This window comes from Microbacterium sp. F51-2R (assembly GCF_052180235.1).
Lineage (GTDB): Bacteria > Actinomycetota > Actinomycetes > Actinomycetales > Microbacteriaceae > Microbacterium.
The window spans coordinates 2,773,487-2,786,211 of sequence record NZ_CP197470.1 but is presented as its reverse complement, the minus strand read 5'-3'; the positions used below and the strand labels follow the sequence as shown (position 1 = coordinate 2,786,211).

General features: G+C 70.3%; 7 protein-coding genes. 5 read left to right on the top strand and 2 right to left on the bottom strand.

Translation table 11 applies throughout. The annotated features are described in order from the left end of the window. Positions 1-57: 57 nt before the first annotated feature. The gene (locus ACSBPH_RS12220; protein WP_442574603.1) at positions 58-1,734 is read left to right on the top strand and encodes an acyltransferase; all 1,677 of its coding nucleotides are present in this window, start codon (positions 58-60) and stop codon (positions 1,732-1,734) included. Positions 1,735-1,941: 207 nt separating this feature from the next. Here the strand turns inward: ACSBPH_RS12220 and ACSBPH_RS12215 are convergent, their stop codons facing one another. Further along, positions 1,942-5,544 carry a glycoside hydrolase gene (locus ACSBPH_RS12215; protein WP_442574602.1) on the bottom strand — a complete coding sequence of 1,201 codons (3,603 nt, stop codon included), beginning with the start codon at positions 5,542-5,544 and terminating at the stop codon, positions 1,942-1,944. 794 nt (positions 5,545-6,338) lie between these two features. After that, positions 6,339-7,376 carry a LacI family DNA-binding transcriptional regulator gene (locus ACSBPH_RS12210; protein WP_442574601.1) on the bottom strand — a complete coding sequence of 346 codons (1,038 nt, stop codon included), beginning with the start codon at positions 7,374-7,376 and terminating at the stop codon, positions 6,339-6,341. Positions 7,377-7,477: 101 nt separating this feature from the next. Between ACSBPH_RS12210 and ACSBPH_RS12205 the strand changes: the two genes are divergently transcribed. The 4 genes from ACSBPH_RS12205 to ACSBPH_RS12190 all read left to right on the top strand — a co-directional run bounded on the left by ACSBPH_RS12205 (position 7,478) and on the right by ACSBPH_RS12190 (position 12,565). Beyond that, entirely contained in the window at positions 7,478-8,398 is a 921-nt protein-coding gene (locus ACSBPH_RS12205) for a carbohydrate ABC transporter permease (protein ID WP_442574600.1), read from the top strand. Beyond that, positions 8,398-9,336 carry a carbohydrate ABC transporter permease gene (locus ACSBPH_RS12200; RefSeq protein ID WP_442574599.1) on the top strand — a complete coding sequence of 313 codons (939 nt, stop codon included), beginning with the start codon at positions 8,398-8,400 and terminating at the stop codon, positions 9,334-9,336. The genes ACSBPH_RS12205 and ACSBPH_RS12200 overlap by 1 nt, the downstream gene beginning before the upstream one ends. Before the next feature lie 80 nt (positions 9,337-9,416). Then, positions 9,417-10,766: an ABC transporter substrate-binding protein gene (locus ACSBPH_RS12195; RefSeq protein ID WP_442574598.1), complete on the top strand. Its 1,350-nt coding sequence runs from the start codon at positions 9,417-9,419 to the stop codon at positions 10,764-10,766. A gap of 65 nt (positions 10,767-10,831) precedes the next feature. Next, a complete protein-coding gene (locus ACSBPH_RS12190; protein ID WP_442574597.1) occupies positions 10,832-12,565 on the top strand; it encodes a glycoside hydrolase family 35 protein in 1,734 nt (577 codons plus the stop codon). Positions 12,566-12,725 lie beyond the last annotated feature (160 nt).

The window sequence follows — 12,725 nt, the reverse complement described above, 5'->3', positions numbered from 1 at the left end:
AGGTCGGTTCGTCGACCGGTGAGCGGCTCGCCGCCCCGGCAGAAAGGCTCCACCCCCGTGATCGACCCCCTCGAGTTCTCGCCGTGGGACTTCTGGACCCGCGCCGAGCCGGCCGTCCGCGACCATCAGCGCGAGCGCCTGCGGCTGCTCGGCGCACGTCCGCGCCACGCCTTCGGCGACGGATGCTTCGTCTCCAACCACGCCTCGGTCGACAACGACGAGCTGCAGCTCGACGACCGCACCTACGTCGCCGCGGGGGCCTACCTCACGGGGGCGCTGCGCGCCGGAGCCGACTGCAGCATCAATGCCTACGCCGTGGTCCGCGGAGACGTGCGACTCGGTGACGGAGTGCGCATCGGCGCGCACACGTCGATCCTCGGGTTCAACCACACGATGGACGACCCGGATCTGCCGGTCTTCCGCCAGCCGCTCACGGCCGAGGGCATCCGCGTCGGCGACGACGTGTGGGTCGGCTCCCACGTCGTGATCCTCGACGGCGTCACGGTCGGCGACCACTCCGTGCTCGCGGCCGGCGCCGTCGTGACGAAGGATGTGCCGGCCGGCGCGATCGTCGGCGGCAACCCCGCGAAGCTCCTGCGCTGGCGCATCCCGCCCGCGGGCTCGCCGGAGGCGGCCGCGGGCGATGCGGGGGCGCGCCGAGGAGGCGACCTCGGCGAGCGGCTCACGGATCTCGGCGAGCGCGCGCGAGCTCACGCCGAGGCGATCCTCGAACGCTCCTGGCGCGATGACCTGCAGCTCTTCGTGGATCGCCCCGGCGCCGCGCCGACCGTCCGCGCGCAGGCCGATGCGATCGAGCTCGCCGACCTGCTCCTCGGATCGGCTCCGCCCCAGCTGCCGGCCGACCGGCAGGCCGAGCGCCTGCGAGGCTGGCAGGACGCGCACACCGGACGCGTCGCGCGCCTTCTGCCCGACGGGGCGCTCGCCGCGTCGGCCGCGGGCGACGACCCCGATGTCGCCTACCACGTCCTGTCGGTCGGGTACGCGCTCGACCTCCTCGGCGAGGGCTTCGACCACCCCGTCGGCCTCGTGACGCAGACGTCGGCGGAGGAGCTCGCGGCCTTCCTCGACCGCCTCCCCTGGGCCTCCGACCCGTGGCACGCCGGCCACTGGGTCGACGCCGTCGGGACGGCGCTGCTGTGGGCGCGGCGGCGGGGCGACGGCATCCCTCCTGCCCTCTCCGAGACCCTCTTCGGCTGGCTCCTCACGCACGCCGACCCCGCGACCGGCATGTGGGGACGGATGGGCGCCGACGGGAGCCGCCTCCTCCTCGTCAACGGCTTCTACCGCACCGCGCGAGGCACCTTCGCCCAGTTCGGCGTGCCGCTCGCCCACCCCGAGCGCGTCGTCGACACGGTCCTCGCGCATGTGCGCGACGACCGCTGGTTCCGCCCCGCCCGGCACGATGCCTGCAACGTGCTCGACGTCGCCCAGCCGCTCTGGCTCACTCGCGCGACGGGATACCGCAGCCAAGAGGTCGTCGCCACGGCGCGGCGCCTCCTCGCCGCCGCCCCCGACCGCTGGGTCGACGGCGAGGGCTTCGGCTTCCGCGCCCCGAGCCCCGATGGCGCCGGCGAAGCCTCGCGCCCGGGCCTGAAGGGAACCGAGATGTGGCTCGCGACGATCTGGTACCTCGCCGACCTCGCGGGCGTCGCGGAATGCCTCGGCTACCGCCCGCGGGGCGTCCACCGCCCCGGGCCCGCGCCCCTCGCCTGACCCGCGGCATCCGTCCCCGACCCTCCGGCACCCGGCGCGCACACCACAACGTCGGAGATAACCCGTTCTCCGGACCGAAAGCCCGGATTCCCTCCCGCGAAGTGGCGATCTCCGACATTACGGCGCGCATCACAGCCCAGCCGAGCCGCAGAAGACGACGGATGCCGCGACCCGTCCGGGCCGCGGCATCCGTCGTCTTCGGGGGTGTCAGTTGATGCAGCCGCCCGCGGGGTACGCCGCCTGCAGCGTGGACTGGACCTTCTCACCGTTCACCGTCGCCGAGACCACGACCTGCGCGGAGCCGGCGGGGATCGTGGCGAGGCGCGACGAGAGGGCCGCCGAGGTCTTCTTGCCCACCGCGAGGCCCGAGACCGTCTTCGTTCCGTACGGCGTCGTGATCGCGACGTCGAGCGGGACCGTGTCGTCGTTCCCGACCGTCACGATGAGCGACACCTTGCCGGCGACGCAGCGCGTGGTCGCCGTGGCGCTCGCCTCGAGCGCCGGCACGACCTTCTTCTCGAACGTGACCGTATAGGTCTTGCTCGCGCCCGACGGAGCGGTCACCGTGACGGTCGCGGTCGGCGCGGCCTCGGTCGCCTGCGCGACCTCGACCTTCGCGTCGCGGTCGACCGCGATGGCCGCGACGGTCGGGAGCGCCCCGCCGTCCCACTCGGCCGTGTAGGCCGTCTGCGCCGAGGTGAAGGAGGGCAGCGCCACGCCGTCGGTCGTGATTCGCGCGAGGTCGGCGACCGCCGAGGCGGAGGGTCCGGCGGCGTAGATCTCGACCTCGGAGACGATCAGGTGCGTCGCCGGGTTGGCCGTCAGGACGAACCGCACCGCGTCGGCGTCGACTCCCAGCGGGATGTCGATGATCGGAGCCGGGCTGCTCGCGGGCGTCGCATCGGTGACCGTCGGCCCCGTCGTCCAGGCCCCCGTGCCGGTGCGGTACTCGACCGTGATCGACTGCGCCCAGCTGTTGGTGCCGTCGCGGTAGAAGTACACCTTGGCGTGCTGCACCTTCTCGCGCGCCGCGAGGGTGTAGGTCAGCGTGTCGGTCGTGTTCTTCGTGCCCGACCTCCAGTTCGACCAGCCCTTGTCGCTCGTCACCCCGTTCTTCGTGCGGTCGACGCTGTAGCTCGCGCTCTCGGTGAAGGTCGCCGCCGCCGTGCTGGCCGGTGCGACGTTGCGCTCCGTCGCCGTCGTCAGGATGATCGACAGCTTCGCGGGCACGGTCGGGTTCGCCGGGTCGGTCGTCGTGGCCGTGCCGGGCACCGTCACGACTCCCGTCGAGGCGAGCTTGGCGGCATCCACTCCTGTCCAGTCCCACACGACCGGCACGGCGACGGTCTCGCCGCTCGTGCCCGCCTCGGCGGGGACCGTCGTCGGGGCGGCGGCCTTGACCTGCGCGACCGAGACGCCCGCGTAGGTCGTGAGCGACACCGGCTGCGTGCCGGCGAGCGCGCCCACCTCGACCTCGGCGGTCGCCTGGAACGAGGTGCCGAAGACATCCGTCCCCGACCCCGTCACGGTCTTCGATCCGGTCTGGGACCAGTCGATGCCGGAGGTGTCCCACGTCACCGACGCGGTGCGCTGGACGTTCCCCGCATAGACGAGCGTCACCTGCGCGGGCAGCTGCGGCGCCACGCCGGTCGCCGTCGCGGTACGCACCTCGCGGACGCCCGTGACCGCGACATCCGCCGGCGTCCATCGCTGGTTGCCGCCGCCGTTCGAGGTGTAGAGCCCCACCGAGGCGCCGTCGGCCGTGCTCTGGCCGTTGACGTCGAGCACCTGCTCGCTCGCCACGCTCAGCAGCGAGTACGTCTTGCCGTCGGTCGTGGACGCGATCCACTGCAGGGAGGGATCGGATGCCGCGGCCTCGACCGTCGCGCTCGAGAGCACCGTTCCGCCACCCGAGGTGCCGAGCAGGCGCCCGTCACGGTTCTGCAGCACGAAGCGGTGGCGGTCGGTGCCGGCGCCGTCGAGGGTGCGGACCGTCCAGGCCTGCGTCGTCGCGCCCGCGGTCGTCGTGGCCGAGGTGCGGATCGCGAGCGAGGCCGGATCGGCCGCAAGGGCCTTGCCGCTCTGGACGCCGAGGAGCTGATACGTGTGGCCGTCGCGGAGCACCGGCGCGTCGGCCGAGGTGCCCGAGACCCCCAACACGACGAACGTCGTGACGGACTTGCCCGGGATGCTCACGGTCGCCGACTTGGTGGCGGCGTCGATCGCGACCGGCGCGCCCTGCTTCAGCGCGTTGGCCTCGGGGTCGGACGAAGGCGACTGCGTCGTGACGACCGGGGTGACCGTCGCGCCGGGTGCGATCGTGCCGAACTGCGACAGGTCGATCGTGACGTCGCGGGCGCCGGCCTCGGTGTTGACGTGCACCAGCGTGACGCCGGTGCCGTCGGCGGTGAGCGCAGCGGTCGTCTGGGTGTTGTCGGTCGGGATGATCTTGTCGCCCGGCTTGATGTAGTGCGTGAAGTTGCGCGTCGTGTTGTACTTCGAGTTCGTCAGCACCTTGCAGGTCGGGTCGGCCTCGCCGGCCGCGATGCGGCGCAGCGACTTGCCCTCGGCGTTGCAGTCGAAGTCGATGTAGACGCTTCCCCAGTTGAGGTTCTCGACCTTCTGCATGTTGTAGAGGTCTTCGACCGGCTGCCACAGCACCCAGGCGGAGGGCTCGAGCTCGCGGAGGTCGTCGACGATGCGCCCGGCCATGCCGAGGCCGTTCTCGATGTTGACCTGGTTGAAGCCCGTTCCGTCCCAGTCGCCCTCGACCTCGCTCATCCACAGCGGCTTGTCGGAGCTCTTGGCGATGTCACGCGCCACGAGCCGGTCGCCCGTGCCGTAGGTGTGCACGTTGAGCTGGTCGACCTTCGACTTCGAGGCCGTCGACCACGCGCGCCAGTTCTGCGCGAAGATCGTCGGGTTCGTCTCGTCCATCGCCGAGATCTTGACGTCGGTGGTCGTCCCCGGCTGGGCCAGACGCGCGGCGAGCTTGCCGATCATCTCGTTCTGCGCCGCGGGGCCGATGTGCGCGCCTTCCTGGCGGCTCGCCGAGGTCGGCCAGCCGTTCGTGCCGAGGCGCGTCGACCAGTAGTTCGTGTTCGGCTCGTTGAACGGGTCGAGGGTGTCGAACTGGATGCCGTACTCGTCTTCGAGGTGCTCGACGACGTTGACGAGGTAGGAGGAGAAGTCGTCCATGTCGGCCGAGGCGAGCTGCTCGGCCGTGGCGTTCGTGCCGCCCGAGACGAAGCCGCTCTGCGTGAGAAAGTAGGGCGGCGAGTTGCTGAAGGCCTCCCAGTGCGTGACCTTGTCTTTCAGCGCCTCGATCCACCAGCGCTGCGTCGCGTCGGCGTTCCAGTTGTAGTGCGCGGGGTTCTCGGCATCCCATGCCGCGTTGTACCGCGCGCGGTCGGCGTAGTTCGACGTGATCGGACCCTGCGCGTCGGACAGGCCGGCGTCGGGATTCCACCATCCCTCGACCGCGCCGCCCGGACGCAGATACGGCGGAACATCCGACGCGTTGCCGCCGCCGATGTTGTATCGCGCGATGTTGAGGTTGAGGCCGTCTTCGCCGAAGACCTTGTCGAACAGCTCCTGGCGCACCTGCTCGGGGTAGCCGCCGGTCGCGTTGGCGAACCAGACCAGGCTCGTGCCCCAGCCCTCGAAGGGCTCGGAGGCGTACGCCGGATTCGGCGTGATGCGCACAGGAGTGCCGGCTGCACTCGCCGCGGGGGCGGCGGCTGCGGCCGTGATCGAGGCGGCGATCATGGCGGCGACCGCGGCCGACGCCAATGCTCTTCGTGACGGCATTGTCTTCCATTCCTTGGCGGCGGGCCGACGTCGGCCCCCGGATGGACGCTTCTGGTTCCGAAGCTCCGGTTTTCAGAGCTCGCGTGTTGCGGAGGCCCTGTTCGCAGAGCTTCTGTTTACGGAGCTGCTGTTTACGTAAACAGTTAGCGCAAACATGGGGATCATAGCGAGCGGGCGAAACGCCGCGCAAGAGATGAACAGGACGGATGCCTCGGTCCCAGGCATCCGGATGCCTCGGCCGCCTCGTCCCGATGCCTCGGCCGCGGCATCCGCTCATCCTTCCCCCGCCTCCGCACGGCGCCGAGTTTTCGCCCCACCGCGCCGAGTTGCCACAACTTCGCGCAACTCGACGCCGAGTTGCCACAACAACCGGCAACTCGCGTGCGGCGGGGAGGGACCTCGGGTGGCGGGCGGCGGGGCAGGTGGAAGGACAGGCGTCGGACGGATGCCTCGGCCGCGGCATCCGCTCATCCTTCCCCCGCCTCCGCACGGCGCCGAGTTTTGCCCCACACCACGCCGAGTTGCCACAACTTCGCGCAACTCAACGCCGAGTTGCCACAACAACTGGCAACTCGCGTGCGGCGGGGAGGGACCTCGGGTGGCGGGCGGCGGGGCAGGTGGAAGGACAGGCGTCGGACGGATGCCTCGGCCCCAGGCATCCGCTCATCCCTCGCCCGCCCGCGCCACGCCCAGCGTGCGCGCCGAGCCTTCGCCCCGGAGCACGCCGAATTGCCACAACTTCGCGCAACGCGACGCCGAGTTGCCACAACGACTGGCAACTCGAGAGGCAAGGCTCACGCCGGGGGCGGGCCGGAGCTTGCGCGCACGATGAGCTCCGTCGCGACGAGGTCGGACCGGTCGGCTGGCGAGCCCTCGATGGAGGCGACGAGCGCCTGCAGCGCGGCGGCGCCGACGCGGTCGAAGTGCTGGCGGATCGTCGTGAGCGCGGGCCAGAAGGTCGCCGCCTCGGGCATGTCGTCGAAGCCGACGACGCTCACGTCTCCGGGAACCGACCGACCCGCGGCGTGGAGTGCGTGCATGACGCCGAGTGCCATCTGGTCGTTCGCGGCGAAGACCGCCGTCGCTTCGGGGATCCGCGAGATGAGCTCGCCCGCCGCGCGGCCGGATTCGGCCGACCAATCGCCCACGATCGGCTCCGGCACGGGCGCGCCGTGCGCGCGGAGCGTCTTCTCCCACGAGTCGTGGCGGCGCTGCGCCGAGAAGGATTCGTCGGGTCCGGCGACGTGCCACACGGTGCGGTGCCCGAGATCGAGGAGGTGCTCGGTGGCCAGGCGGGCGCCCTGCGCCTGGTCGGTGTCGATCACGGGGAGGTCGTACTCGGCGCTGGAGTCGAGGACGACGACGGGCATCCCCGAGGGGAGCACGAGCTCGGACTCGTTGAGGCGATGGGCCTCGATGATGATGACGATGCCGTCGACGGACTCTTCGCTCAGCCGGGCGAAGGCGCCCGAGACGCTCCCCTGGGTCGCGGCGTCGAGCGGGATGAGCGTGAGCGAGTATCCGGCAGCGGTCGCCTCGGCGGCGATGGCCTCGAGCGTGCGCATGTTGCCGTACGTCGAGAGCGAGAACATGATCACGCCGATGCTGCGGTAGCGGCCGGCCTTGAGGGCGCGGGCGGCGCCGTTCGGCCGATATCCGAGCCGGCGCATCGCATCGACGACGCGTTCGCGGGTCGCGGCGCGCACCACGTCTTTACCCGTCGCGACGCGCGAGACGGTCTGGGCCGAGACTCCGGCCTCTCGCGCGACATCGAGGATCGACGGCTCACGGCGAGGAGCGGGAGCGTCTGCGCGCGCCGGCGATGCGGCCATCGTGACCTCCATTGTTTACGTTGACATCGTAGCGATCTTCGTGCAAATGTTTGCGTAAACAATTTTCGCCCTCCCCCGAGTACTTCCAGAAGAGGCCGTCGATGACGACAACAGTGGCGCCCCCCGCACTGGCGAGCAGCCCCACGCTGCGCCGTCCTTCGACGGATTGGCGCGGCTGGTGGTTCGTCGGGCCGTTCATGATCGTCTTCGCGCTCGTGTTCCTCGCGCCGCTGGCCTATGCGCTGTACCTGAGCCTGTTCCGCGATCAGCTCGTGGGTGGCACGGCTTTCGTGGGGCTGGACAACTACGCCCAGGCGATCACCGACCCTCAGTTCTGGGAGGCGTTCGGCCGGGTGCTCGTGTTCCTCCTCGTGCAGGTGCCGATCATGCTCGCCCTCGCCCTCGGCGCGGCACTCGCGATCGACAGCGCACGCCTGCGCGGGGCATCCTTCTTCCGGATCGTGCTGTTCCTGCCTTATGCCGTTCCCGCCGTCGTCGCGGTGCTGATGTGGGGGTACATCTACGGCGACCAGTTCGGTCTCACCGCGAACGTCAACGACTTCCTCGGGGTCGAGCTGGTGACGCCCTTCGCCAAGCAGTGGATGCTCGTCGCGATCGGCAACATCGTGACGTGGGAGTTCGTGGGCTACAACATGCTCATCTTCTACTCGGCGCTCAAGACGATCCCGGGTGAGCTGTATGAGGCCGCGTCGATCGACGGTGCGGGGGCGTGGCGCACGGTCTTCTCGATCAAGATCCCGTCGCTGCGCGGCGCGATCGTCATCGCGACGATCTTCTCGATCATCGGCAGCTTCCAGCTCTTCAACGAGCCGAACATCCTGCGCCCGCTCGCCCCGAACGTCATCACGACGTACTACACGCCCAACATGTACGCGTACTACCTGTCGTTCTCCGGTCAGCAGTTCAACTACGCCGCCACCGTCGCCATCATCATGGGCGTCATCACGGCGGTCATCGCCTACGTCGTGCAGTTGCGCGGCTCTCGAGCGGAGGTGCGCTGATGACTGCGACCGTCCCCACGCAAGACACCCGTCGACCTGCTCGGGATGCCTCGAAGCCGGCGCGCCGGCCCGCGCTCGCGCGGACGAATCCCCTCCGTCCGCGCAGCTCGAAGGTGCTGCTGGTCGTGATGGTGCTCTACGCCCTTTACACGCTCGTGCCGCTGGTGTGGCTCGTGATCAACTCGACCAAGACGCAGGGCGGGCTCTTCTCGAGCTTCGGGCTGTGGTTCGGCCCGGACTTCGCACTGTGGCAGAACCTCGTCGACACCCTGACCTACCGCGACGGGATCTTCCTCCGCTGGTTCGGCAACACGCTGCTGTACGTCGTCGTCGGGGCGGGCGGCGCGACGCTGCTTGCGACCCTCGCCGGCTACGGCCTCGCGAAGTACCGCTTCCCCGGTCGCCGGGCGGTCTTCGCGATCGTCCTCGGCGCGATCGCCGTGCCGGGCACGGCGCTCGCGGTGCCGACCTTCCTCCTGTTCAGCGAACTCGGACTGACGAACACCCCGTGGGCCGTCATCATCCCCTCGCTCGTGACGCCGTTCGGGCTCTACCTCATCTGGGTCTACACGGAGGATGCCGTGCCCACTGAGCTGCTCGAAGCTGCCCGCATGGACGGGGCCGGCGAGTTCCGCACGTTCTTCACGATCTCGATCCGGCTCCTCGTCCCCGGCATCGTCACGGTGCTGCTGTTCGCGGTCGTGGCGACCTGGAACAACTACTTCCTGCCGCTCATCATGCTGAGCGACCCGGCCTGGTACCCGCTCACGGTGGGACTCAACCAGTGGGCGGCGCAGTCGATCGGCGCCGGATCGCAGCCGATCTACAACCTCGTGATCATGGGGTCGCTCCTCACGATCATCCCCATCATCGTCGCGTTCCTCCTGCTGCAGCGGTTCTGGCAGTCGGGGCTGAGCGCGGGAAGCGTCAAGCAGTAGCCGGGGACTGCACCCTGACGAACGACAACCCGGTGGGGCCGCGGAACGCGCGGTCCTGTTCACCTGAAAGGGACACAGCAATGACGCACAGTGCACACGCACGCCGCTTCGCCGTCGTCGCGGCGATGACGGCGATCGCCGGAATCGCCCTCGCCGGCTGCGCGGGCTCGAGCTCGAGCGGCTCTTCGGACGCTCCGAAGGACGGCTTCGGCGCCGTCGAGGCCGCGCTCGAGAAGGGCGGCGAGATCACGTACTGGTCGTGGACGCCGCAGGCCGAGGAGCAGGCAGCCGCCTTCGAGAAGGCCTACCCCAACGTCAAGGTCAAGGTCGTCAACGCCGGCACGGGCAACGACGAGTACACCAAGCTTCAGAACGCCATCAAGGCCGGCTCGGGCGCCCCGGACGTCGTGCAGATCGAGTACTACGCCTTCCCCCAGTTCACGCTGACCGATTCGCTCCTCGACCTCTCGGGCTACGGCTTCGGCGACTTCGAGGGCGACTACACCGCCTCCACGTGGGGGTCGGTCACCTCCGGCGACGCGATCTACGGCCTCCCCCAGGACTCGGGCCCCATGGCCCTCTTCTACAACAAGGCCGTGTTCGACCAGTTCGGCATCGCCGTGCCCACGACGTGGGACGAGTACGTCGCCGCCGCGCAGACCCTGCACGCCGCCGACCCGTCGAAGTACATCACCGCCGACCTCGGCGACGCGGGCTTCACGACGAGCATGATCTGGCAGGCCGGTGGCCAGCCGTTCCAGACCGACGGCACCGACGTCACGATCGACCTGCAGGACGAGGGGTCGAAGAAGTGGGCCGACACGTGGAACACGCTCGTCGAGAACCAGCTCGTCGCGCCCATCTCGGCGTGGAGCGACGAGTGGTTCCAGGCGCTCGGCAACGGCACCATCGCGACGCTCGCGACCGGGGCGTGGATGCCCGGCAACCTCGAGTCCGGCGCTCCTGACGGCGCCGGCAACTGGCGCGTCGCCCCCATGCCCACGTACGACGGCAAGCCCGCATCGGCCGAGAACGGCGGCGGCGGGCAGGCCGTGACCAAGCAGAGCGCCAACCCCGCCCTCGCAGCCGGGTTCCTCTGGTGGCTCAACAACAGCGACGACAGCATCTCGATCTTCCTCGAGAGCGGCGGGTTCCCGTCGACGACCTCGCAGCTCGGCTCCGACGAGTTCCTCAGCGCCGAGCCGGAGTACTTCGGCGGCCAGAAGATCAACGAGGTGCTCGCCGCCGCGGCCGACTCGGTCGTTCCCGGCTGGCAGTACCTGCCCTTCCAGGTCTACGGCAACAGCATCTTCGGCGACACCGTCGGACAGGCCTACGAGAACCACTCCGACCTGAACGAGGGTCTGACCACCTGGCAGGACGCGCTCGTCGAGTACGGCAACGCGCAGGGCTTCACGGTCAACAAGTAACCACACGACAAACGCAGAGGGGCGGTCGGTCTCACGCCGGCCGCCCCTTCCGCAAGGAGAGCCCAGTGCCCACCTTCCGCATCGGCGACGATGACTTCCTCCTCGACGACCAGCCGCACCGCATCATCGCGGGCGCGCTGCACTACTTCCGCGTCCACCCCGACCAGTGGGCCGACCGCATCCGCAAGGCCAAGCTCATGGGCCTCAACGCGATCGAGACCTACGTCGCCTGGAACGCCCACGAACCGCGCCGCGGTCAGTGGAACGCGACCGGCTGGAACGACCTCGGCCGCTTCCTCGACCTCGTCGCCGCCGAGGGACTGCACGCCATCGTGCGCCCCGGCCCCTACATCTGCGCCGAATGGCACAACGGCGGCCTTCCGGTGTGGCTCACGGGCATGCCGGGCATCGGCCTGCGCCGCTCCGAGCCCCGGTACATCGCCGAGGTCACGCGCTACCTCGAGCGCGTCTACGAGATCGTCGTGCCCCGCCAGATCGACCGCGGCGGCAACGTGATCCTCGTCCAGATCGAGAACGAGTACGGCGCCTACGGCGACGACGCCGACTACCTCGCCGAGCTCGTCCGCGTCACGCGCGACGCCGGCATCACGGTCCCCCTCACGACCGTCGACCAGCCCGAGCCCGACATGCTGCGAGACGGCAGCCTCGACGAGCTGCACCGCACCGGCTCGTTCGGCTCGCGCGCGACCGAGCGCCTCGCGACGCTCCGCGAGCACCAGCCCACCGGTCCGCTCATGTGCTCGGAGTTCTGGGACGGCTGGTTCGACTGGTGGGGAGGGCTGCACCACACGACAGGGACGGATGACGCGGCCGCCGAGCTCGATGCGCTTCTTGCCAGCGGGGCATCCGTCAACCTCTACATGTTCCACGGCGGCACCAACTTCGGGCTCACCAACGGGGCGAACCACAAGGGCCGTTATCTGCCGATCACGACGTCGTACGACTACGACGCCCCGCTCGACGAGGCGGGCAACCCGACGGCCAAGTTCCACGCGTTCCGCGAGGTCATCGCGCGGTATGCCGAAGTGCCGGCCGAGACCCCCGCGCCGGCCGCCCCCGCGCCCGCGTTCGAGGTCGACCTCGAGCCCGTCTCCGGCGAGGGGATGCGGCAGGGCGGGACGCGGCATCCGTCCCCTCCGTCGTTCGAGGCGCTCGATCACCTCGGGGCGCTCGTGCTGTATGAAGCCGAGCTCCCAGCCGGCGCGTCGCACGACGGCGAGCCGACGATGCTCGAAGTCGATGAGCTGCGCGACCACGCGTGGGTCGCGGTCGACGGGCGCCGCGTCGGAACGCTGTCGCGCACGCGCGGCGAGCGCACGCTCCTCGTCCCGCCCGGGGCGCACCTCGCGCTGCTCGTGGAGGAGCAGGGGCGCGTCAACTACGAGCACCGCCTCGGCGAGGAGAAGGGTCTCATCGAGGCTCCCCGCTACGGCGGCGTGCCCGTCGAGGGCTGGACGGCCACGCCGATCGACCTCGCCGAGCTGGCGTCGGCGGGCACAACGCTCGCGTGGGGGCCTCGCGTCGCGCGCGGCGCGTTCGAGCTCGACGCGGCATCCGACCTGTTCTTCGACACGACGGGCCTCGGCAAGGGCTTCGCGTTCGTGAACGGATTCCTGCTCGGCCGCTACTGGAGCAACGGCCCGCAGCAGACGCTCTTCGTGCCGCATCCGGTGACGCGCGACGGCACGAACGAGGTCGTCGTCATCGAGCTCGACGGTGCCCATCCCGCCGTCGTGCGCTTCGTCGCGGGACCGGAGCTCGGCCCGCTCGAGGAGTAGACCCCGTCCGCGTGCCCGCCCGGCGCCCGGTGCCCGACCCGGCGCCCGGTGCCCGACCCGGCGCCCGGTGGCCGACCCGGCGCCCGGTGCCCGGGGGCGGCCCAGGGCCCGGATGCCCCGCCCCAAGGTCGGAGATCGCCACTTCGTCGGAGCCTGACAC